Source organism: Cryptosporangium minutisporangium (assembly GCF_039536245.1).
In the GTDB taxonomy this organism is placed as follows: Bacteria; Actinomycetota; Actinomycetes; order Mycobacteriales; family Cryptosporangiaceae; genus Cryptosporangium; species Cryptosporangium minutisporangium.
In genome coordinates, this window is the sequence record NZ_BAAAYN010000037.1 from 35065 (window position 1) to 57170 (window position 22106).

The window sequence follows — 22106 nt, forward strand, 5'->3', positions numbered from 1 at the left end:
GGGGCGCCGTGTCCGGCGCCCCGCCGAGCTCGGCGACGAGGGCCTCGGCCGCTGCCGACGGCCCTCGTCACTCACGGGTTGAGCAACTCCGGGAAGCCGAACGCCGCGACCAGGGCGCGGTCGTGGAACTTGATGACGCGGGAGACGCCGGTGGCGGTGGCGGCCAACACCACCACGCCGTCGGCTCGGAGCGTGCCCTCGGCGTCCCGGTGGTACACCACGGCGGCGGGTTGGCCGTTGGCCGTGGTGGCGACCATCTGCCAGTCGCCCGGTGCGCCCAGAACGTGCGTGCCGAGCATGTCGACGCAGCTCGTCCGGCCGGCTTGCCACTCGCGGAACGGCGTCGCTTCCAGCGTGGCATCCGTGCGTAGCACCTGTTCCAGCATGCGTGCGTCGGCGCGCTCGAAGGCCGCGATGTAGCCGTCGAGCAGCGCCCGTGCCCGCGGGTCGGTCGGTTCGAGGAGTTCCTCGGGTCGGGGGTCGAGTTCGTGCAGCCGGGCGCGGGCGCGCTGCATGCCGCTCTTGACCGCTGCGGTGGTGGTGCCGAGGATCTCCGCGGTCTCGGTAGCGGAGAACGCCAGCACCTCGCGCAGGAGGAGGATCGCGCGCTGGCGCGCCGGAAGGTGCTGCAGGCTGGCGATCAGCGCCAGCCGCAACCTCCGAGAGACGTCCCGTAGGCCTGCATCACGTCGCGGAAATTGACGCCCGCGGCACCGACCCGGATCAGGACCTCGCCTGGGCCGGGGTTCGGCACCGGGGCGTCGGCGATCAGCCGCATGGCCCGCGGACCGTCCAGGGAGGTCTGCTGCAGCGCGCGCATGGTCGCGGGAATGCTCATCGGCGATCAGCCCTGCGTTCGCGTCGACACATCGGAGGAATCGACCGGGCTCGCCGCGCGGACCGCTCCCCGCGATGTGTAGACCTGGGCCACCCGCAAAAAGAATCGGTCCCGCACGTATCAGCCCGCAGAGCAGACCGGCTGCGGCTCGAACCTCACCCGGCCGGTGGGGTCCCGACCGCCCGTTCGACGTCGCTGCGCCAGACCTGTCCCGACGAGGCGGCGTCCGGTGCCGACGCCAGGGACTTCGCCCGCACGGTGTACGGGTGTTCCGGCCCGTAGCTGCCGTCGAAGATGCCGATCGCGCGCGCGAACACCGCACCGGACGCCGCCGCGTCGGCCAGACCGTGGTGGACGAGGCCGAGGTTCATCAGGGTGTGGGCGACGTCCGGGTGGTTCGGTCCGAGCGCCGCCTCGTAGGTCACGAGGGCTCGTCTCAAGACGCGGCGTGCGGCGTCGTAGTCGCCGCGGGCCGAGTGGTAAGTACCCACCCGGAGGAGGACCTCGGCGTCCTGGTGGGTCTTCGCGCCGCTACTGGTGGCGTGCTCGACCGCGGTCGTCGCGTGAACGACCAGAAGCGCGGTCGCCGGCCAGTTCTCTCGTCGCCACGGTTCGGTCGGCAACAACCCGAGAATCACGTCGACGGCATGGCGGGCCCAGGCCTCCCGCTTACGGCCCCGCCCCGGAAGGCCCGATTTGGAGGCGAGCTCGTGGAGGGCGGCCTGGGCCACTCGCGGACTCATGCGGATCCGGCGCTCGTCCCGCCGCGTGACCGATCCGCTGTCGATCAGCGCCGCGATCGTGTCCTCGCGCTCGTGGTCCGACCTGGCGGCCCGCGCCAACTGGCTGGTCAGGGGCGTGTCCAACAGCTCAGGGCGGGACAGCAGCAGTTGGACGTCGATCAGGTCGGGGTCGAGGTGCGCGCAGAGCCGCAGTAGCTCCGCCGCAGCAGGTGAGTTCAGTTGTGGCATCTCGGCTGGTGGCACCGAGACGCCGAGACCCGCTGGCGGCTGCTGGCGAGGGTCGGCGGCAGGCGGCCCGGCGAACGACGCGGGTCGTCTGATTCGGCGGACCGATCGCACGACCAGGAACAGCGCGATGCCCACGACGAGGACGACACCGATGCCCGGCCCGTACGAGGTGAGCGCTGCGGGCCGGGAGGCCGATTCGAACCGGCGGGCCGCCGCCACGTCGGCGTTGGTCGGCGGCGTCGTCGGCTGTGCCCGGGACACCAGCGGATTGTGTGTCACGGGGGGTACGTCCGCGGTCAACGCTTCGATCAGGTCGAGCCGCCCGAAGCCGTAGAGGGGATCGCGGCCCGGCGTACCGGCGTCGTCGGCGGTTGTGATCAGCCGCTGGATGACTCCGCCGGCGGTCAGGTCGGGGAACCGCGACCACAGCAGCGCTGCGGCACCGGAGACCACCGCGGTTGATGCGCTGGTCCCGTCGCCGATGGTGTAGCCGGCTTTGGCGTGGAGCCGTGAGGTGGCCGTGCCGATGCCTTGGCCTGGTGCGGCGAGGACAGCACCCGGGCCGGTGGTCGAGACGGCGGCGATCTGGCCGGTCTGGTTGGTGGCGGTGACGGCGAGGACTCCGGGTAAGGCCGCTGGGTAGAGCATCGTGGTGTCCCTGGGCTGGTTGCCGGCCCCGGCGATTACCAGCACCCCGCGTTGGTGGGCGTAGTCGACGGCCGCGCGGAGGTAGGCGTCGTCGGCGTGGGTGCCCAATGAGCAGTTGATGATCTTCGCGCCGTGGTCGGCGGCCCAGCGTATTCCGGCGGCGATGTCGGGGGAGTAGTCACCGGTTCGGACCGGGAGGACCTGGGCGGCGGGCGCCAGCCCCAGCGCGTGGTCGCCGGCCGGTCCTTTCCCGACGATGAGGCTGGCCATGGCGGTGCCGTGTCCGTCCGGGTCGACGGTCGGGTCGGTGCTCCCCGGGATGCCGAAGACCGCACCGGGCAAGATCCGGCCGCGTAGGTCCGGATGCCCGGCGTCGACGCCGGTGTCGACCACCGCCACGATCACGCCGGCGCCGTTGGACAGTTGGTGTGCCTTCGCGACCTGAAGGCTGCGCAGGTACCACTGGGCATCGTCCAGCGTCTCCGCGTTCGCGGGCCGGGCACCGATGGTCACCAGCAGCAACGACACACCGAGCAGCAGTATCGCTCGCACACCGGCGCGTCCGGTCGAGACCGGACGACACGACGACTGGAACACCGCGCCAGACTCCTGCCACCGCGAGCCGCACCCGACGCCTCTCCGGGGGGCGCCCGGCAGCGATGCAGCAGTGCGGCGGAGCCTATGACTTGGCTGGGCGAAGAACCCCGATTTACGGGTGAGTGTGAGGCTCGTCAAATCTCGGCGTTGTGCCGACGCCGTGATCGCGGGGTGTGGTGAGCTGGTCCAGCAGGCTCTGCCGGATCGTCGGCCGGGTGCCGAAGTTCAGCAGAAATGCCGCTTCCCGCAGCAGTCGCTGCGGATGGCTGTCGATCAACACCGAGCTGCTGCCCTGATGCACGAAGAGCGCGGCCGCGGCGCGCAACGCGAACTCGGAGCTGACCGCACGTCCGACCGGCACGTCCTGCGGCGCCGCCTGCTGCAGCCGTTCGCGGACGCTGGCCAGCTCGGCGGAGAGTGCCGCGCCGTCCTCACCCATCAGCCTGATCGCACGGTCGGCCACCCCGCGGGCGAGGGAGCCGGTGAACCGCAGCGATTCGGCGTCGCCCTCCAGATACTCCGACCTCGGCTGTAGGGCGGTTACCCGGTCGTCGGGCACGAAGTGGTCGTGGAACTCCAGCGTCACCGTCCGGCTGGCCTGCACCGCGATCATCTCCAGCGGCCGGACGGTCATCGAAGCGCTCTCGGTCGCGTCCACGAGCGCCCACACCAGCACGTCGTCTTCCTGGCGCGCTGCGACGTAGAGCGTGTCCACCATGTCCCAGCCGGTCACCCACGGCGCGGTGCCGGTGAACCGCCATCCACCGGGAACGGCGGTGGCGCGCAGCATCGGTGGGCCGGGGCGCGCGGCGGCGCCGATCGCCATGCCGGCCCGGCGCGCACCGGCGGCCAGCGGTGCCAGGTACTCCGCGCGGATCGTCTCGTTGCTGGTCTTCGCCGCGGCGGACATCGCGCCGTGATGCTGCACCCACACAAAAGCCGTGGTGAGACACCCGCCGGCGAGCAACTCGACCACCCGCTGCACCGCCGGGTAGTCGGGCAGGTCGAGAGTGGTCAGCTCCTCCGGCGCCGCGAGGCTGTAGAAGCCCTTCTCCGCCAAGAGGTCGAGATGGGTCTTCGGCACCCGTCCCGACCGCTCGACCTCGATCGCTGCGGGGAACAGGACATCGTCGGCAATGTGCTGGGCGTCGCGCATGGACTGGGACACAGGTCCGCTCCTACGTCGCAAGGCTGCCGCCACCCTATCGCCCACCCGCGGCGCAGGAGCCGTTCCGGCGCTCCGACCCGCGGCAGTTCGACCGCCGCGACCTGCGCCGTCAGCCGGCAGCGCGGTGATCGAGGTAGTTGAGGACGGCGAGTACCCGGCGGTGGTGCTGGCCGGCCGGGGGAAGGCCGAGTTTGCCGAAGAGCGCGTTGATGATGTTGCTGACGGATTTCTCGGTGATCACGAGGCGCTCCGCGATCGCGGCGTTGGAGTGCCCCTCGGCCATCAGCCGCAGGACGTCGCTCTCGCGGCTGGTCAGTGCGCTGAGCGTGTCCGGACCGCGGAGCAACTGGGTGACGACCTCCGGGTCCATGACCGTGCCGCCGCCGGCGACCTGCCGGATCGCGTCGACGAACTGGCGGACGTCGCCGACCCGGTCCTTGAGCAGGTAGCCGATCGCGCCCGCTCGGTCGGCGAGTAGTTCGCGTGCGTAGAGCCGCTCCACGTACTGGGAGAGCATGAGGATCGGCAGTCCGGGGATCGCGCGCCGAGCGTCCAGTGCGGCCCGCAGGCCCTCGTCGGTGAACGTCGGCGGCAGCCGTACGTCCACCACCGCGACGTCCGGTCGCTCGGCGACGATCTCGTCCGCCAGGCGCGTGCCGTCCGGTGGCGCGACGGTCACGTCGAAGCCGTACGCGGTGAGCATCCGGCTCAACCCGTCCCGCAGCAGCACCTGGTCCTCGACGATCAGGACACGCATGGCAGCTCCATTCGCACGTCGGTCGGACCGCCCGGCGGACTGGTCACTTCCACCGTGCCGTCGAACGCGGAGAGCCGACGCTGGATGCCCAGTAGACCCGTCCCGTTGATCGAGTCCGCGCCGCCCCGCCCGTCATCGTGCACGGTGACGTGCAGCAGCGCGCCGTCGTCGAGCAACGTGACGCGAATGCGGGTGGCGTCGGCGTGCTTGATCGCGTTGGTCACGGCTTCGGCGATCGCGAAGTAGGCGGCCGACTCCACCGGCGCGGACAGGCGCCGCTCCAGCGTCAGGTCGAGTTCGACCGGAATCGGGCTGGGCAGGACCAGCGCCCGCACCGCGTCGGCGAGCCCGCGGTCGGCGAGGACCGGCGGATGGATGCCACGAACCAGGTCGCGCAGCTCGGTCAGCGCCGCGCTGGCCCCCGTGCGGGCTTCGGTGAGCATCGCCTTGGCGACGGCCGGGTTCTCGTCGATCAGGTCCTCGGCGACGCCGAGGTTCAGTGCCATGGCGACGAGCCGGGCCTGAGCGCCGTCGTGCAGGTCGCGTTCGATCCGGCGCAGCTCGGTGGCGGACGCGTCGACGGTGGCGGTGCGGTCGATCGTCAGCCGATCCACCCGCGCGGCGAGGCGAGCCGCCGACGTCGGGCGGAGCAGCACGGCCGCGAGCCCTAGCTGCCCGCGGACCAGATACCGGGGGACGCGGTCGGCGATCACGAGGAGCGCGGCGCCCACCGGCACCAGGATCCACGTCCAGGGCCCGGAGCGACCGACCAACTCAAGGACGAGCGGGTCGAAGCTGGTCCGCTCCGGTAGCGCTGCCCGCAGCGCCGGCGCGGTGAGGCACTGCAGCGCCGCGAGCCAGAGCGTGACCGAGACCAAAAGGCTCCCGACGCCGACCACGAACTGGCAGGCCAGCCACGCCGCGTCCCGTGCGGTGGCCGGGTCCCTCAACACGGTCCGCAGCTGCGCGGTGAAGCCGGCGGGCAGCGGCCGGTACGGGGACGGGATCGCGGCGCGTCGTCGCTGCACGGCGGCGAGGCGACGGGATGCCCAGATCACGCCGGCCAACAGCACGACACCCACGCCCAGAACGCTGGTCGGCACGGCTATGACGGCCAGCGCGAGGAGCGCAGGCGCGGGCAACCCGAGCGCGGCGCCGACCGCGAGGGACCCGAGTTCACCTACTCGACTTCGGAGACGTTGCACGGGGCGACGGTAGGCCTCGCGTCGACGGACGGAACAGGGCGCCTGCACCCCGACGAACCGGGGTTTCCGCGCCCTGGGACGCGGAGGCCCGTCCGACCAGTGTGGTTCCCGACGGACAACGACCCCGGGAAGGCACGATGAAGCGAATCGGCACGGCACTGATGACACTGGCGTTGTTGGTCACGGCGCTGCTGGTGGCGGCTGTGCCCTCCGGGGCATCCGCGGCGCCGGCGACCACGGCCACGAAGACCACCGAGGTCACGTTCACCGGCAGCGGCGGCGTCGTACTGCACGGCACGGTGTTCGCTCCGCAGAACGCGGCGGGACGTCGTCCCGGGTTGGTGCTGCTCGAAGGCGCAGGTAACCGGGGCCGTTCCTACCTCCGGGCGGAGGCGGAGGCGTATGCGCGGCGCGGCGTCGTGACGCTGACCTACGACAAGCGGTCGGTCGGGTACTCGATGCTGAAGCGCGACTACGCTGCTCGCCGAGGACGCGCTGGCCGGCGTCCGGACGCTCCAGGGCCGTCCGGACGTCGACCGGGCCCGCGTCGGGCTCTGGGCGTTGTCCGAGGGTGCGTTCGTCGCACCGATCGCAGCCGGCCGGTCGACCGACATCGCGTTCGTGATCACGGTCGGCGCGGTCGGGGTCACGCCGGCGGAGCAGACCGCCTGGCAGTACGGCGAGTACCTGGAGCACACCGGGGTCACCGGGCACCTGGCCCGCACGATGCAGACCACCGTGCTCGGAACGGCGATCGACGCCGGGCTCTTCGCGGAGGCAGACTTCGATCCGGTGCCGTACTGGGAGCGTGTCCGCCAGCCGGTCCTCGCCCAGTGGGGTGAGTTCGACCAGGACGCCGTGCCCGCCAAGAGCAGCCGGCTCATCCGGGCGGCGCTCGACCGGGGCGGCAACCCGCAGCACAGCGTCCGGATCGTGCCGTCGGTCAACCACAACCTGCACACGACCGCCGACAGCGGATTCGACCGCCTTGCGACCCTGCCCAGCGACTACGGGGACGCGGAGGTGGCGTGGATCGACGATCCGTCCCGCCCGCCGACCGGCGTAGCTCTCGCGTCGGAGTCCGCCGGCCCGGACCCGAGGGATCACGGCACGATCTGGGCGCCGATCGCCGCCGCGGTGATCCTCCTGTGCGCGCTCGCCTTCGGAGTGCTCCGAGGTGGCCGGTCCCCGCGTGCCTTCCGGTGGCTCGCCGTGCTCGCCCCGGTCACCATCCTCTGGACGCTCGGCTACCAGTTCTTCCTCCTGGTCACCGCAGGCAAAGTGACCGGTCCGGTGGTCGCGGGCGCACCGGTTGCCTGGCTGGTCGCGCAGTTGCTCGCGGTGGCCGCCACGGTGGCGGCCGTCGCGGTAGCGGTGGCCTTCCGGAACCCGCAGACGATCGGGGCGGTCGGACGGGTCCGGACCGGCTTCCTCGCCGTCGGCGGCGCCCTGTTCGTCCCCTGGGCGGTGTACTGGGGACTGTTCTGGATCTGAGAGGGCCAGGCGTCCGGCGGAGGCGAGCGCGCCCGAGCCGGACGCCTGTCGGCTCATACGCCGGCGTAGGAGTGCATGCCGATCGAGCGGGCGGGGTCCAGAGACCTGCCCGCTCTCCGGCGCGGACGGACCGGACGGGTTCGTTGTCGGTGACTGGCCCGCCTTGACCAGCGACGAAGAGCAACTTTAGGGTTGCGCAAAGGGTGTCGGGTCGAGGAGTGCGGAGATGGTCGCCGAGCTGGAGGTGCTCTCGGCTCTGTCCGACCCGACCCGGTGGCAACTGCTCAACGAGATCGCCGACCGGGGCGGCACCACCGCGACCGTTCTCGCCGTCGGCCGGCCGGTGAGCCGACAGGCCGTGGTGAAGCATCTCGGCGTCCTGGAGCGCGCCGGCCTGGTGACGAGCCGGCGCGCCGGCCGGGAGATGCGCTACTCGGTGCGCACCGAACGGCTGGATCAGACCGCGCGGTGGATGGCCGAGGCGGCGAGCCGGTGGGACGCGCGGCTGGCCAGGATCAAGGAACTGGCCGAGCGGGCGGACCCGTAACCCGCTCGGAACGCTCCCGCTAGGCGGCCGACGAGCGTTCCGCCATGGCGTCCGGTGCCGGTGTTGCGTCCACTACGGGCGTCGACGTGGTCCACGAGCGGAGCCCGATCCAGATGAGAGCGACTGCGAGCGGAATCGCGACGACCTGTACCCGCATCGCGAGCTGAACGCCCTCGGTCAGATCTGCCTGAGTGGCGGCGATGGCGGCGAAGATCGGGATGCCGATCGTCACCGCGATCTGCTGAGCGAGTGACGTGAGGCCGGTCGCCAGGCCGGCCTGGGACTCCTCCAGGTTCGAGGTGGCCGTGACCGTGTAGGCCACGATCGCGGTGACGTGCCCGAAGTACAGCAGGAACAACGACGGGACGACGAGGTACAGGCTCGTCATCGACCCGTTGATCAGCAGCATCGGAGCCACCATGAGCCCTTGCGCGAGCAGACCGATGGCGAGGACGGGCCGGTAGCCGTAGCGGCCGATCAGGCGCCCGGCGAGGATCCCGGCGAACACCGCGGCAAGACCGGGGAGACCGAACACCAGGCCCGTGGTGAACGGCGCGAGGTCGAGCACCTCCTGCAGATAGACGGTCAGGACGAAGTTGAGGCCGGTGGCCATCACGAACGCCACTACGCCGGCGAAGTTTCCCCACTTGACGGTCGGCCGGTTGAGCAGTCGCAGGGAGACCAGTGGCGACTTGGCGCGGGTCTCGATCAGCCAGAAGATGCCCAGCAGGACCGCGCCGGCGACGACGGCGACCCAGTTGTGGAGCAAGACCCCGTAGACGAGCGCGAGTAGGCCGGTCGTGACCGAGACGGCTCCGGGCACGTCGAGTCGCACGCCCGTCGGGCGGACGCTCTCGGTCACCACGAACGGAGTCAGCGCGACGATGATGAGTGCGACCGGCACGTTGATCCAGAACGCCCATCGCCAGTCGAGCGCGCTGACCAGGCCGCCACCGACCAGTGCGCCCACGGTGAAGCCGCCGGAGAGCAGGGCGCCGTTGAGGCCGAGGACGCGTGCCCGGGCCCGGTCGTCCGCGACGGCGGTGATGAGGAGGGCCATCGAGGCGGGGATCGCGATCGCGTTGGCGAAGCCCTGCAGGACGCGTGCGGTCAGCAGGGCTCCGGCGCTGGTGGCGAACCCGCCCAACAGCGAGGCCACGAGGAGCAGGACCATCGCGATGAGGAACAACCTGCGGCGTCCGAAGAGGTCCGCCACCCGACCGAACAGCAGGGTGAAGCCGGCCGCGGGCAACGCGTAGGCGCTGGCGATCCAGGGCAGGTCGGCGATCTCGAGGCCGACGCCCTCGCCCATCTGGGGAAGCGCCACGTTGAGGATGGAGAAGTCCACGGACAGCATGAAGGCGGCGCCGAGGAGCACGACCAGCGTCAGCCGCTGTCGACCGCTGAATTGTGTCGGCGCGTCTCGATCGATGGTCATGAGGTCGTTCCCTTCGTCGCTTTCCCAGGTGCAACCCGACAGTTGCACATTGCCCAATGAGCTGCAACCCTCGGGTTGCACAAGGACGAGTGGAAGCGTGCGATCGGGCGGGTTGTTGCTGCAGACCAAGGGCTCGATCGAACATGGAGGCTGTCGATGGCGACTGACCTGGCGGATCTCACAGCGCGTGCGGAACGGCTCCGAGCGCTGCACCACGGTGAGATGTTGGTGCTGCCCAACGTGTGGGACGCGGCGAGCGCGACGATCGTGGCCGAGGCGGGGTTCCCGGCGGTTGCGACGGCCAGCGCAGCCGTCTCCGCGATGCTCGGCTACCCCGACGGCGAGGGCGCTCCCTGGCAGGAGATGTTCGCCGCGGCGGGACGAATCGGCCGGGTAGTGACGGTCCCGCTCACGGTCGATGCCGAGGCGGGGTACGGCTTGCCGCCGCGGGAACTGGTGGACCGGTTGCTGGACGTCGGCGCGGTCGGCTGCAACCTGGAGGACACCGACCATCGGGCGGGCGGACTCGTCGAGGCCGGCGCGCACGCGCAGTGGCTCGCGGACGTACGCTCGGCCGCCGACGACGCCGGGGTGCCGGTCGTGATCAACGCCAGGGTTGACGCGTTCCTGCCGAACAGCGGGGTAGCCGAGCCGGACCGCCTGGCCGAGGCCATCCGGCGAGGCCGCCTGTACCGGGAGGCCGGCGCCGACTGCATCTACCCGATCGGTGCCCAGCGCAGGGAGGACGTCGCCGCCCTGGTCGCGCTACCCGGCCCGATCAACGGCAACACCGGCAAGGAGCTGGATCTCGCCGCGCTCCGGGAACTGGGGGTGGCGCGCGTGTCCTACGGCCCTCGCTTCTACCGCGCGGCTCTGGCCGACCTCAAAACCGCCGTTCACCAGCTGCTGGCCTGATCGAAGGCGACCGGCTGACGCGTCACCGGGCCGTTGCCATGCGGACCAGCCACGGCCAGGCTGGTCACCGTGGCCGATGAAGCTCACCCCGCGCCCGCGTCCCTCTCGTTCGAGCCGCTGACCCCCACCGCGTACCTAGACCGCGCCGCCGCGGCGCACGGCGACCGCGTCGGCGTGCTCGACGGCGAGCAGCGGTGGACCTATGCGCAGCTCCACGACCGCTGCACCCGGCTGGCCGGAGGCCTCGCTCCGCTCGCCTCCGGTCGTCCGGTGGCGGTGCTGTCGCCGAATACGCACGTGCTGTTGGAGGCGAACTTCGGGGTTCCGTGGTCGGGGTCGCCGCTGGTCGCGATCAACACGCGGTTGTCGGCGACCGAGATCGCCTACATCCTCGAGCATTCGGACGCGGCGGTGCTGATCCACGACCGGTCCTTCGACGCGCTGGTCGACGTCGTGTGCGCCGGGCTCGCGTCGCCACCGCGCCGCATCCGGGCCGGCGCGGACTACGAGCAGCTGCTGGCCGGGGCGAAACCGCTGCACCGCACACCGGAGGACGAGCGCGCTCTGCTCTCGATCAACTACACCTCCGGTACGACCGGACGGCCGAAGGGAGTCATGTACTCCCACCGGGGCGCGTATCTGCAGTCGGTGGCCATGGTCGGCCACACCGGCCTGAGTCCGAGCGCCGTCCATCTCTGGACGCTGCCGATGTTCCACTGCAACGGCTGGTGCTTCCCCTGGGCCGTGACCGCCGCCGCGGCAACCCACGTCTGCCTGCCGAAGCTCGACCCGGCGGAGGTGTGGCGACTGGTGCGCGAGGAGGGGGTGACGCACCTGAACGGCGCGCCGACCGTCTTGACGATGATCGCGTACGCGAAGGAGGCGGCACCGCTGCCGGCCGGCCACACCGTCCGGGTAGCCACCGGAGGTGCACCGCCGTCGCCGGCGATCCTGCGCCGGATGGCTGAGTTGGGCTTCGACGTCACGCACCTCTACGGGCTCACCGAGACGTACGGACCGGCGATGATCTGCGATTGGCGTCCGGAGTGGAATGGCTTGGACGCCGACGTGCAGGCGCGGATGAAGGCCCGGCAGGGTGTGGGCAACCTGATCTCGTGCACCGCCCGGGTGATCGGGGACGACGGCACCGACGTGCCCGCCGACGGCCGGACGACCGGTCAGATCGCGCTGCGGGGCAACAACGTGATGCTCGGGTACCTCGACGATCCGGCGGCCACCGCGGCGGCGGCCCCGGACGGGTGGTTCCGCACCGGAGACATCGGGGTCGTCCATCCCGACGGGTACGTCGAGCTCCGCGACCGCTCCAAGGACGTGATCATCTCCGGAGGGGAGAACATCGCGTCGGTCGAGGTGGAGCAGGCCCTCATGGACCACCCGGCGGTGCTGGAGGCCGCGGTGATCGCGGTTCCGGACGAGCGATGGGGTGAGGTGCCCGCCGCCTACGTCACCCTGCGGGAAGGCGTGTCGGTGTCCGAGGAGGAGCTGATCGAGCACGTCCGTGCGCGGCTGGCGCGGTTCAAGGCCCCCAAGCAGGTGACGTTCGGCGATCTGCCGAAGACGTCCACCGGCAAGGTCCAGAAGTACCTGCTGCGCGAGCAGGCTTGGGCCGGGCACGAGCGTCGTATTCACTAGCCGCTCTGAACTGCGGTTGTATCGATGTGGCACGCCAGTGGTGCCAAGTCTGAGCCACAATTCCTTGCCTGTGTGCCATGCGTGTGCCATCATGGCGTCATGGACTTGACCTCGTATGTGAGCAACCTCGGGCGTGAGTTCGCCACGCTCGCCGAAACCGGTGGCGAGGAGACGCGTGCGCTGGTCGAGCGCCTGAGCGGGTCGCTCGAGTCGGCGATCCGGATGACGCTGCTGGAGGCGCTGTCGGCCGCCGCCGACGAGATCACCCGCGACTTGGCGCCCGGCTCGGTGGAGCTGCGCCTGCGCGGACGCGATCCGGACTTCGTCGTGACCGCGCCGCCCGCGGAGCCGCTCGACCCCGCAGCCGACGGCGCCTCGACGCCAGCGGCCGGCGCGCCCGAGAGCGAACTGCTGATCAACGAGGACGGCCCGGCCGCGCGCATCAACGTCCGCCTGCCCGAGCAGCTCAAGGCCGCGATCGAGGAGGCCGCCGCCAAGGAGGGCAGATCGGTCAACGCCTGGCTCACCCGAGCGGCCGCTGCCGCGTTGCAGCGCGCCGACCGCGAGGAGCGTCCCGAGTCGCGCGGCGGCAAAAAGCGGGCCAAGCAAGGTCTCACCGGCTGGGTGCGCTAGCCGCACCGCGTTCCGCATACATCGTCCCTGACCTGCGGGGACGACTCGTCTACCCAGGATGTGGGGACAACTATGCCCAATTACGTAACGCCCGAGCCGATCGTCGTCACGATCGAACTCGGCGTCGTCGGCGAAGTACGACTCACCGCGAGCGACCGGGCCGACACCGTGGTGGAGGTACGGCCGAGCGACGAGGCCGACGAGTCCGACGTGAAGACCGCGGCTCAGGTCCACGTCGACTACGCCGACGGTGTCCTTCGGATCACCGGTCCGAAGCGCACCTTCGACTTCTCCAAGAAGTCCAAGTCGGTCGACGTGTCGATCGAGCTGCCGAGTGACTCCCAGGTAGCCGGTCACCTTCTGATGGGCGATGTCCGCAGCGCCGGCCGGCTCGGGGAGTGCACGTTCAAGACCACCGGCAAGGTCTGGCTCGAACGAACCGGTGCGCTGCGCCTGCACACGGGCTTCGGCCCGGTCACCGTCGGCAGCGTCACCGGCAGCGCCGACGTCTCCACCGCCAGCGGCAAGATCCAGATCGGCGCGATCGAGGGCGATGTGCTGGCCAAGAACTCCAACGGTGAGACCACGATCGGCACGGCAACCGGCGACGTGCGAGTGCGTAGCGCCAACGGCGACATCGACGTCGAACGGGCCGGCGCCGGCGTCGACGCGAAGACGTCCAACGGCAACATCCGCCTCGGCGAGGTGGTCCGCGGCTCGGTCGTCCTCGGGACCGCCGCGGGTGATCTGGACATCGGCATCGCCGAAGGCACCGCCGCCTGGCTGGAGGTGAACACCGGGTTCGGGCACGTCCGCAACCTGCTGGAGAACGCCCTCGGACCCGATGAGGCCGACGAAACCGTCGAGGTCCGCGGCCGCACCAGCTACGGCGACATCACCATCCGCCGCTCCTGATCTCGAGCGGGCTTGTTCGACGTGACCAACGCTCTGAAAGGCGCGAAGCATGGAGAAGCAGAACCCGGCGATCCGGGTCCACGGTTTACGCAAGTCCTATCAGCAGCTGCCCGTGCTCGAAGGCGTCGACTTCGAGGTGGCCGCCGGGAGCATCTTCGCGCTGCTCGGCTCCAATGGTGCCGGCAAGACCACGACCGTGCGAATACTCGCCACCCTCCTCCAGCCGGATGACGGCACGGCGAGCGTCAACGGATTCGACGTCGTGTCGCAGCCGGCGCAGGTCCGGGAGTCGATCAGCCTGACCGGGCAGTTCGCCGCGGTCGACGAGATCCTCACCGGCCGGGAGAACCTGGTCATGATCGCCAAGTTGCGCCAGGTGCCCAACCCCCGCCGGGTCGCGGACGACCTGCTCGAACGATTCGGTCTCACCGACGCGGCCGGACGCCGGGTCGCGGCCTACTCGGGCGGCATGCGCCGCCGCCTCGACATCGCGATGAGCCTCATCGGCGATCCGCCGGTCATCTTCCTCGACGAGCCGACCACCGGTCTCGATCCGGAGGCGCGCATCGAGGTCTGGCAAGTGGTCAAGAACCTCGCCACCAGCGGTACCACGGTCCTCCTCACGACCCAGTACCTGGAGGAGGCCGAGAAGCTCGCCGACCGGATCGCGATCCTGCACCGCGGCACGATCATCGTGTCCGGCACCTTGGCGGAGCTGAGGAAGCTGCTTCCGTCCGCAAAAGCCGAGTACGTGGAGCGGCAACCCACGCTGGAAGAGATCTTCCTGGCGATCGTGGGACGCGACAAGACCGCCGAGAGCAGCCAGGGGGGCCAGCGATGAGCGCGCACTTCGTCAGCGACACCGGTGTGATGCTCGGCCGCTCGGTGCGCCACGTCACGCGCAGCTTGGACACGATCATCACGGTCACGGTCATGCCGATCGCGTTCATGTTGTTGTTCGTCTACGTGTTCGGTGGCGCCATCCAGGCCGGCACCGACAACTACGTCAACTACTTGATGCCCGGCATCCTGCTCATGGCGATCGCCACCGGCATCTCGTACACCGCGTATCGACTCTTCAACGACCTGCAGGGCGGCATCTTCGAGCGGTTCCACTCGATGCCGATAGCGCGCTCGTCCGTGCTGTGGGGACACGTGCTGACCTCGCTGGTGTCCAACACGATCTCCGTGGGGGTCATCCTCTTGGTAGGGCTCGTGATGGGATTCCGCTCATCGGCGGGAGTGCTGGACTGGCTCGCCGTGGCCGGGATCCTCGTGCTGTTCACGCTCGCGCTGACCTGGGTCGCGGTGATCTCCGGGCTGTCCGCGTCCACCCCGGACGGAGCGTCCGCCTTCTCCTATCCGATCATCTTCCTGCCGTTCGTGAGCTCCGCGTTCGTCCCCACCGAGACGATGCCCGGGCCGGTGCAAGCGTTCGCGGAGAACCAACCGGTGACCTCCATCGTCAACACGATCAGGGCGCTGCTGGAACAGCAGCCGGTCGGCAACGACATCTGGATCTCCCTCGGCTGGTGCGTCGGCATCCTGGTCGGCGCGTATGCCGTCGCCATGGCCGTCTACCGGCGCAAAGTCTCCTGAGACAGCAGCCCGCTCGGCCGGGCGGGCACCGAGCCGTCCCGGTTCGGTGCCCGCCCGGCCTTCGAGCCGTTAGCTCTTCGGTTGGCCGGGCGTGAGCAGCCCGGCGACGACGGCCGCACCCGCGGCGGCGAGCGCGGCGACGAGGAAGCCGTCGCGGAACCCGGTGAGGGTGTCTCCGACGAGGCTGGCGGCGGCGACGCTGGAGACCACGGCGGCGCCGATCGACGCTCCGAATTCGTGGAACGTGCTGACGATCCCGGAGGCGATGCCCGCTTCGTGCGGCGCAACCTGACCGAGGGCGGTGGCCGAGGCGACGACGAACAGAACACCGGTGCCCGCTGCGGCGACAGCCACACCGGAGACGACGGCGGCGGGGTGGGTCGACAGCGCGGGCACGGCCATGCCGACGGCGGCGATGATCAGCCCACCCACCGCGAGCGCGCGGGCACCGAGCCGGGCGATCGTCCGTCCGGTGAGCTGGGCACCGAGGATGGTGGCCAGGGCGACGGGCAGGAAGAGCAGACCGGTGTGCAGGGCGCCGTAGCCGCGGGCTTGCTGGAAGTAGAACGTGCCGAGGAAGAACACCGCGATCATCAGCGCGGTCGCCATGAGGATCAGGAACGTTCCGGTCGCCACCGGTCGCCGGGCGAGCAGGGCGACGTCCATCAGCGGGTATCGGGCCCGCTTCTGCCAGGCCGCGAAGGCCGCGTAGCCGATCACCGCCGCCAGCAGCAGCCATCCGGTGGCTGGGGTGAGCCACCCGTGGTCGCCCGCGCGGATGAGGGCATAGATGACGGCCGTCGACGATGCGGTCACCAGCAGCGCCCCCAACACGTCTAGCCGGCCGCGCGGCGCCGCCCCGCCGCGGCTGGGGAGCATGACCGCGAGTGCGGCGACGATGATCAGGCCGATGGGTACGTTGATGTAGAAGACCCACGGCCAGCCCGGACCGGCGGTGATCAGTCCGCCCAGCAGCACGCCCAGTGCCGCGCCGCCGCCACCGAGTGCCGACCACACGCCGAGCGCCTTGTTGCGTTCGTCTCCGGCGAACAGGGTGACGACCAGCGACAGGCCCGCCGGCGAGAGCAGCGCCGCGCCGACGCCTTGGGCGACGCGACCGCCCAGCAGCATCTGCGCGGATCCGGCCAGCCCGGTCACCAGGGACGCCGCCGTGAAGATCAGCAGGCCGGCGAGGACCACCCGCTTGCTTCCCACCAGGTCGGCCAGGCGACCTCCGAGCAGCATGAGACCGCCGAACGCCAGCGTGTAGGCGCTCACGGTCCAAGTCAGTGCGGCCCGGCTCAGATCGAGGTCGGCCTCGATGTGCGGCAGGGCGATCGCGACCACGGTTACGTCGAGGATGAGCATCAGTTGGGCGATCCCGAGAAAGCCCAGGATGCGCCATCGCAGTGGGTGTGGCGTCTCGGTGGTCGTCGCGGTGTCGGGGGTGTTCATGGTCGGCCTCCAGGCGCTAACTCGTATGCGGGAGTACGAGATACAAGGCCGAGGCTAACGCGTACATTCCCGTACGAGCTAATGTGGGGACATGACCTCCGCCGATACGCGTCCTCGGCGGCGCGCTGACGCCGAACGCAGCATCGCCCGCATCGTCGCCGCGGCCCGCGCGAGCCTCAGCCGCGATCCGGACGCCACCGTCGACGACATCGCCAAGGCGGCTGGTGTGGGCCGGATGACGCTGTACGGGCACTTCCGCGCGCGTCCCGAGTTGGTCGAGGCGGCCCTGGTCGACGCGTTGCGGAGCGGCGAGGAGGTGCTCGGCGGCGTCGACCTCGGCGGTGATGCGCGCCACGCGATGACCCGGCTGCTCGCGTCGAGTTGGGCGCTGGTCGCCGAGTCGGCGGCGCTGCTGACCGCGGCCCAGCGGGTGCTGCCCGCCGGCCGTCTGCGGGACCTCCACGCCGGCGCGGCCGAGCGGGTCGAGGAGCTGATCCGTCGAGGCCAGCAGCAGGGTGTCTACCGCACCGACCTGCCGATCACCTGGCTGGTCAACGCGGTGCACTACGTCTTGAACGGGGCCGCCGAAGAGCATCGCCTCGGACGCCTCGAGGCAGCGCAGGTCGCCGGCGTCGTGACCGCGACGGTGCAATCGATCCTGGCCGTACCGCCGCCGAATGCGCAGGTTCCGGCGGAACCGGCCGATGGCTGACCGGCAGCCGCGCGGAGTCGAGGAACGTGGGCCGGGTTGATACCCCTAGGGGGTAGCCGTATAGTGGCTGAGGCGGGCGTCCTCGAGCTCGGTCGGCAACCGTCGGCCGGAGGCCGCCGCGAGGAGGAGATCGACGTGGCGACGAAGACCTACACCGTGACCGGCATGACCTGCTCGCACTGCGTCGGCTCGGTGAGCTCGGAGATCAAGCAGATCCCGGGCGTCACTGATGTCCAGGTCGACCTGGCCAGTGGCGAGGTCACCGTCACCAGCGACCAGCCCGTCGACGAAGCCGCGGTTGCGGCCGCCGTCGACGAGGCCGGCTATGAACTAGCGAGGTAGTCGTGCGAACTTCTGTCAGGGTGGGTGGCTTCGCGCTCGGGCTGGTCGCGGTGTTCGCAGCCAGCCTGGGTCTCGGCCAGGTAACCGGGGTACCGGGGACGGCGGCGACGCCGGTCGCCGACGCGCACACCGAGCACAGTCTCAGCGGTGCAGCCGAGCCGCGCAGCGAGGCGGACCCCGTTCCGGCGGGCCTGCAGGTGACCGAGGACGGCTACCGGCTGGCGCCGGTGAGCACGGCGCTGGCCACGGACGCCGTCCGGCCGTTCCGCTTCCGCGTCCTCGGGCCGGACGGGGCACCGGTGACCCGATACACCCGCAGCCACGACAAGGATCTCCACCTGATCGTGGTCCGCCGGGATCTGTCGGGCTTCCAGCACGTGCACCCCAGCCTGGCGGCGGACGGCACGTGGTCGGTTCCGCTGCGGGTCGCCGCGGCAGGGCAGTACCGGGTGTTCGCCGATTTCCAGCCGGCCGGTCGGTCCGAAGGGCTGACCTTGGGCGTCGACGTACCTGCGCCCGGTGAGTTCCGGCCGGTGGCGCTGCCTGCCGCCGCGCGGACCGCGACGGTCGACGGATACACCGTCACGCTCGGCGGGCAGCTGACGGCAGGATCGTCGTCGAAACTGACGTTGTCGGTCAGCCGGAACGGCAAGCCGGTGACCGACCTGCAGCCTTACCTGGGCGCGTACGGTCACTTGGTGGTGCTGCGCGACGGCGACCTGGCGTACCTTCACGTACACCCGGACGGTGTTCCCGGTGACGGCAGGACTCCGGCCGGACCGCAGGTGACGTTCTACGCCGACGTGCCGACGGCGGGCACGTACCGGCTGTACCTGGACTTCCAGCACGGCGGTCGGGTCCGGACGGCGGAGTTCACCGCGGTTGCGGCATCGTCCGGAGAGGGCACGGCTGAGCCTGGGCCTTCCGGGTCGGCGCCGGCCGGAACCCCATCGGCGACCGCCCCGCCTGCGGCCTCCCCGTCCGCGGTCCCCCCGTCCGCGGTCTCCCCGTCCGCGGCCGACGAGCACTCCCACGAATAGGAAGAGCAGCCATGGCATCCGTCGTCAGGCCGTTGCCGACGGCCCCGAACCAGATCGAGTTGTCGATCGGTGGCATGACCTGCGCCTCCTGCGCCGCGCGGATCGAGAAGAAGCTCAACCGGCTGGACGGCGTCACCGCCACGGTCAACTACGCCACCGAGAAGGCGAGCGTGCGCTTCCCGGCGGAGGTCAGCCCTCAGGACCTGATCGCCACCGTGGAGAAGACCGGCTACACCGCGCAGCTGCCTCCGCCACCGAAGGCGTCGACCGACGATCCGGCCGAGAAGGCCCAGCCGGCCGACGAGCTGTCCGCACTGCGTACCCGCTTGTGGACGTCGGTGGTCCTCACCGTGCCGGTGGTGGTGCTGGCGATGGTGCCGGCGTGGCAGTTCACCTACTGGCAGTGGCTGTCGCTGACGCTCGCCGCGCCCGTCGTCGTCTACGGCGGGCTGCCGTTCCACCGGGCGGCGTGGACGAACCTGCGCCACGGCGCCGCCACCATGGACACGCTGGTGTCGATGGGCACGCTCGCCGCGTTCGGCTGGTCGCTGTGGGCGCTGTTCTTCGGAACCGCCGGTACGACCGGCATGACGCACCCGTTCAGCCTCGACATCAGCCGCACGGACGGTGCGGGAGCGATCTATCTCGAGGCCGCCGCCGGGGTGACCGCGTTCATCCTCGCCGGCCGCTACTTCGAGGCGCGGTCCAAGCGCCGCGCCGGCGCCGCGATGCGAGCGCTGCTCGAGCTCGGGGCGAAGGACGTCGCGGTGCTGCGCGGCGGTGCTGAGCAGCGCGTCCCGGTGGCTGACTTGGTGGTCGGCGACCGGTTCGTCGTCCGCCCGGGAGAGAAAGTCGCCACCGACGGTGTGATCGAGGACGGCACGTCGGCGGTCGACGTCAGCATGCTCACCGGGGAGTCCGTGCCGGTCGAGGTCGGCGTCGGCGACTCGGTGACGGGTGCAACGGTCAACGCCGGCGGGCGGCTGATCGTCCGGGCCACCCGGGTCGGGGCGGACACCCAGCTGGCGCAGATGGGCCGGCTGGTCGAGCAGGCGCAGACCGGTAAGGCCGACGTGCAGCGGCTGGCCGACCGGATCTCCGGCGTGTTCGTGCCGATCGTGATCGCCCTGGCCGTCGGCACGCTGGGCTGGTGGGCCGGTTCCGGCGCCGGGTGGACCGCGGCGTTCACGGCCGCGGTCGCGGTGCTGATCATCGCCTGCCCGTGCGCGCTGGGCCTGGCCACTCCGACGGCGCTGCTGGTCGGTACCGGCCGGGGTGCGCAGCTGGGCATCCTCATCAAGGGTCCGGAGGTCTTGGAGTCCACCCGCACGGTCGACACCGTGGTGCTCGACAAGACCGGGACGGTCACCACCGGCCGGATGACCCTCGTCGACACGGTGCCCGCCGACGGGCAGGACCGCGACGAGCTGCTGCGCGTGGCCGGGGCGGTCGAGGCCGGCTCCGAGCACCCGATCGCACAGGCGGTGGCCCGTGCTGCCGCCGAAGCGACCGGACCGCTGCCGCCGGTCGAGGAGTTCGGCAACGTCGAGGGGCTCGGTGTGCGCGGCACCGTCGACGGCCGGAAGGTGGTCGTCGGCCGGCTGCGGCTGCTGCGCGAGGAGAGCCTGGCGGTGCCCGCAGAGGTGGAGCGGGCACGGGCCGCAGCGGAAGCCGCCGGGCAGACGGCGATCGCGGTCGGCTGGAACGGAGCCGTCCGGGGTGTGTTGGCGGTCGCCGACGTGGTCAAGCCGACCAGCCGCGAGGCGGTGGCCGCGCTGCGTCGTCTCGGTCTGACGCCGGTGCTGCTCACCGGGGACAACGCGACGGTGGCCCGCGCGGTCGCCGACGAGGTCGGCGTCGAGGAGGTCATCGCCGAGGTGCTGCCCACCGACAAGGTGGAGGTCGTGAAGCGGCTGCAGGCCGAGGGGAAGGTCGTGGCGATGGTCGGGGACGGCGTCAACGACGCCGCCGCGCTCGCGCAGGCCGACCTCGGGTTGGCGATCGGAACCGGAGCCGACGTCGCGATCGAGGCTTCCGACCTCACGCTGGTCCGCGGGGATCTCCTGGCGGCCGTCGACGCGATCCGCCTCTCGCGGCACACGCTGCGGATCATCAAGAGCAACCTGTTCTGGGCCTTCGCCTACAACATCGCCGCGCTGCCGCTGGCCGCCGCCGGTCTGCTCAACCCGATGATCGCGGGGGCGACGATGGCGCTCTCCTCGGTGTTCGTGGTCGCCAACAGCCTGCGCCTGCGACGCTTCAGCGCCGTCCGCTAGCCGGCCCCCCGAGGCGTTGCACGGTTGCTGCCCTTATACGGGCCGCAACCGTGCAACGCCTCTTTCTGGTCCTATCCTGGGCGGGTGCTGCGGCGGTGGACCAGCTTGCTCCGGGGGCTGGTCGAACTCTGTGTGAGCAGGACGTAGAACGCCCGGCCGGGTTCTCGTAACCCGTCCGGAGCGGTGTTGCCCGGACGGCTGTCCTACTCCGTTCGACCACACAGAGGTCTTTCACCCATGAAGCGACTTGTAGTTCCTGCTGCCGTGTTCGCCGTCCTGGCGCTGGCCGCCTGCGGCGACGACTCGGACATGAACGGCATGGACCACGGCTCCAGTGCGACGAGTTCGGCACCGGCGTCCGCTACGGCGTCACCGTCGGTCAGCACCGAGCACAACGCCGCGGACGTGACGTTCGCGAAAGACATGATCGTGCACCACCGGCAGGCCGTCGAGATGGCCGAGATGGCCGCTACCAGGGCCGCCGACGCGGACGTCAAAGCCCTCGCGGCGAAGATCGAGCAGGCCCAGCAGCCCGAGATCGACACGATGTCCGGCTGGCTGACCGCCTGGGGCGAAACGGTGCCCGACGCCAAGGCCGGCATGGACCACGGGGGCATGGGCTCCTCGTCCACGCCGATGCCGGGCGGGATGACCGACGCGCAGATGGGTCAGCTGCACGAGGCATCCGGTGCGGCGTTCGACAAGATGTTCCTGGCCATGATGATCGAGCACCACGAGGGCGCGATCACGATGGCCGGGACCGAGCAGCAGTCCGGTGAGAACTCGCAGGCCAAGCAGCTGGCCGGCACGATCGTCACGGATCAGACCGCGGAGATCACGACCATGCGGAGCCTGCTGCAGAAGGGCTGACACCACGAGGCGGGGACACCCGGTTCGGGTGTC

General features: G+C 70.8%; 20 protein-coding genes and 1 pseudogene. 13 read left to right on the top strand and 8 right to left on the bottom strand.

The window, feature by feature from the left end; genetic code table 11:
* Positions 1-71: 71 nt before the first annotated feature.
* The 6 genes and pseudogenes from ABEB28_RS26795 to ABEB28_RS26820 all read right to left on the bottom strand — a co-directional run bounded on the left by ABEB28_RS26795 (position 72) and on the right by ABEB28_RS26820 (position 6184).
* Entirely contained in the window at positions 72-656 is a 585-nt protein-coding gene (locus ABEB28_RS26795) for a sigma factor-like helix-turn-helix DNA-binding protein (RefSeq protein ID WP_345730984.1), read from the bottom strand.
* Positions 656-838: pseudogene (locus tag ABEB28_RS26800) on the bottom strand (NADPH:quinone oxidoreductase family protein); the annotation flags it as partial. The pseudogene ABEB28_RS26800 and the gene ABEB28_RS26795, both read right to left, overlap by 1 nt.
* Positions 839-993: 155 nt before the next feature.
* Positions 994-3009: a S8 family serine peptidase gene (locus ABEB28_RS26805; protein ID WP_345730985.1), complete on the bottom strand. Its 2016-nt coding sequence runs from the start codon at positions 3007-3009 to the stop codon at positions 994-996.
* A 157-nt stretch (positions 3010-3166) separates the two neighbouring features.
* Entirely contained in the window at positions 3167-4222 is a 1056-nt protein-coding gene (locus tag ABEB28_RS26810) for an acyl-CoA dehydrogenase family protein (protein ID WP_345730986.1), read from the bottom strand.
* Between the two features lie 109 nt (positions 4223-4331).
* Complete coding sequence (locus ABEB28_RS26815) at positions 4332-4979, bottom strand: response regulator (RefSeq protein WP_345730987.1); 648 nt, start codon at positions 4977-4979, stop codon at positions 4332-4334.
* On the bottom strand, positions 4967-6184 hold the full coding sequence (locus ABEB28_RS26820) for a sensor histidine kinase (RefSeq protein ID WP_345730988.1): 1218 nt from the start codon (positions 6182-6184) through the stop codon (positions 4967-4969). The genes ABEB28_RS26815 and ABEB28_RS26820 overlap by 13 nt, the downstream gene beginning before the upstream one ends.
* Positions 6185-6679: 495 nt before the next feature.
* Here ABEB28_RS26820 and ABEB28_RS26825 point away from each other — a divergent pair, with 495 nt between their 5' ends.
* Positions 6680-7678: an alpha/beta hydrolase family protein gene (locus tag ABEB28_RS26825; protein WP_345731021.1), complete on the top strand. Its 999-nt coding sequence runs from the start codon at positions 6680-6682 to the stop codon at positions 7676-7678.
* Positions 7679-7904: 226 nt separating this feature from the next.
* The gene (locus ABEB28_RS26830) at positions 7905-8225 is read left to right on the top strand and encodes an ArsR/SmtB family transcription factor (protein ID WP_345730989.1); all 321 of its coding nucleotides are present in this window, start codon (positions 7905-7907) and stop codon (positions 8223-8225) included.
* A gap of 19 nt (positions 8226-8244) precedes the next feature.
* Here the strand turns inward: ABEB28_RS26830 and ABEB28_RS26835 are convergent, their stop codons facing one another.
* The gene (locus ABEB28_RS26835; RefSeq protein WP_345730990.1) at positions 8245-9663 is read right to left on the bottom strand and encodes an MFS transporter; all 1419 of its coding nucleotides are present in this window, start codon (positions 9661-9663) and stop codon (positions 8245-8247) included.
* Positions 9664-9819: 156 nt separating this feature from the next.
* Between ABEB28_RS26835 and ABEB28_RS26840 the strand changes: the two genes are divergently transcribed.
* The 6 genes from ABEB28_RS26840 (at position 9820) to ABEB28_RS26865 (ending at position 15378) form a co-directional block, all read left to right on the top strand.
* Positions 9820-10578, top strand: coding sequence for an isocitrate lyase/PEP mutase family protein (locus ABEB28_RS26840; RefSeq protein ID WP_345730991.1), 759 nt, complete (start codon positions 9820-9822; stop codon positions 10576-10578).
* Between the two features lie 69 nt (positions 10579-10647).
* Positions 10648-12231: an AMP-binding protein gene (locus ABEB28_RS26845; RefSeq protein WP_345730992.1), complete on the top strand. Its 1584-nt coding sequence runs from the start codon at positions 10648-10650 to the stop codon at positions 12229-12231.
* Between the two features lie 99 nt (positions 12232-12330).
* Positions 12331-12864 (top strand): ribbon-helix-helix protein, CopG family, encoded by a 534-nt coding sequence (locus tag ABEB28_RS26850; RefSeq protein ID WP_345730993.1) that lies wholly within the window; start codon positions 12331-12333, stop codon positions 12862-12864.
* A 72-nt stretch (positions 12865-12936) separates the two neighbouring features.
* On the top strand, positions 12937-13779 hold the full coding sequence (locus tag ABEB28_RS26855) for a DUF4097 family beta strand repeat-containing protein (protein WP_345730994.1): 843 nt from the start codon (positions 12937-12939) through the stop codon (positions 13777-13779).
* A 49-nt stretch (positions 13780-13828) separates the two neighbouring features.
* Positions 13829-14620: an ABC transporter ATP-binding protein gene (locus tag ABEB28_RS26860; protein ID WP_345730995.1), complete on the top strand. Its 792-nt coding sequence runs from the start codon at positions 13829-13831 to the stop codon at positions 14618-14620.
* Entirely contained in the window at positions 14617-15378 is a 762-nt protein-coding gene (locus tag ABEB28_RS26865) for an ABC transporter permease (protein ID WP_345730996.1), read from the top strand. Before ABEB28_RS26860 ends, ABEB28_RS26865 begins: the two co-directional genes overlap by 4 nt.
* Positions 15379-15447: 69 nt before the next feature.
* On the opposite strand, the gene ABEB28_RS26870 is transcribed toward ABEB28_RS26865, so the two are convergent.
* Positions 15448-16833, bottom strand: coding sequence for an MFS transporter (locus tag ABEB28_RS26870; RefSeq protein WP_345730997.1), 1386 nt, complete (start codon positions 16831-16833; stop codon positions 15448-15450).
* A 91-nt stretch (positions 16834-16924) separates the two neighbouring features.
* On the opposite strand from ABEB28_RS26870, the gene ABEB28_RS26875 reads away from it, so the two are divergent.
* From ABEB28_RS26875 to ABEB28_RS26895, 5 genes are all read left to right on the top strand, one after another.
* Positions 16925-17545, top strand: a complete 621-nt coding sequence (locus ABEB28_RS26875; protein WP_345730998.1) for a TetR/AcrR family transcriptional regulator — start codon at positions 16925-16927, stop codon at positions 17543-17545.
* 135 nt (positions 17546-17680) lie between these two features.
* Positions 17681-17887, top strand: coding sequence for a heavy-metal-associated domain-containing protein (locus ABEB28_RS26880; protein WP_345730999.1), 207 nt, complete (start codon positions 17681-17683; stop codon positions 17885-17887).
* Positions 17888-17889: 2 nt separating this feature from the next.
* Positions 17890-18927 carry a hypothetical protein gene (locus tag ABEB28_RS26885; protein WP_345731000.1) on the top strand — a complete coding sequence of 346 codons (1038 nt, stop codon included), beginning with the start codon at positions 17890-17892 and terminating at the stop codon, positions 18925-18927.
* A gap of 11 nt (positions 18928-18938) precedes the next feature.
* Positions 18939-21203, top strand: coding sequence for a heavy metal translocating P-type ATPase (locus ABEB28_RS26890; RefSeq protein ID WP_345731001.1), 2265 nt, complete (start codon positions 18939-18941; stop codon positions 21201-21203).
* A gap of 237 nt (positions 21204-21440) precedes the next feature.
* Positions 21441-22073, top strand: coding sequence for a DUF305 domain-containing protein (locus tag ABEB28_RS26895; protein WP_345731002.1), 633 nt, complete (start codon positions 21441-21443; stop codon positions 22071-22073).
* The last annotated feature ends 33 nt before the right edge of the window (positions 22074-22106 follow it).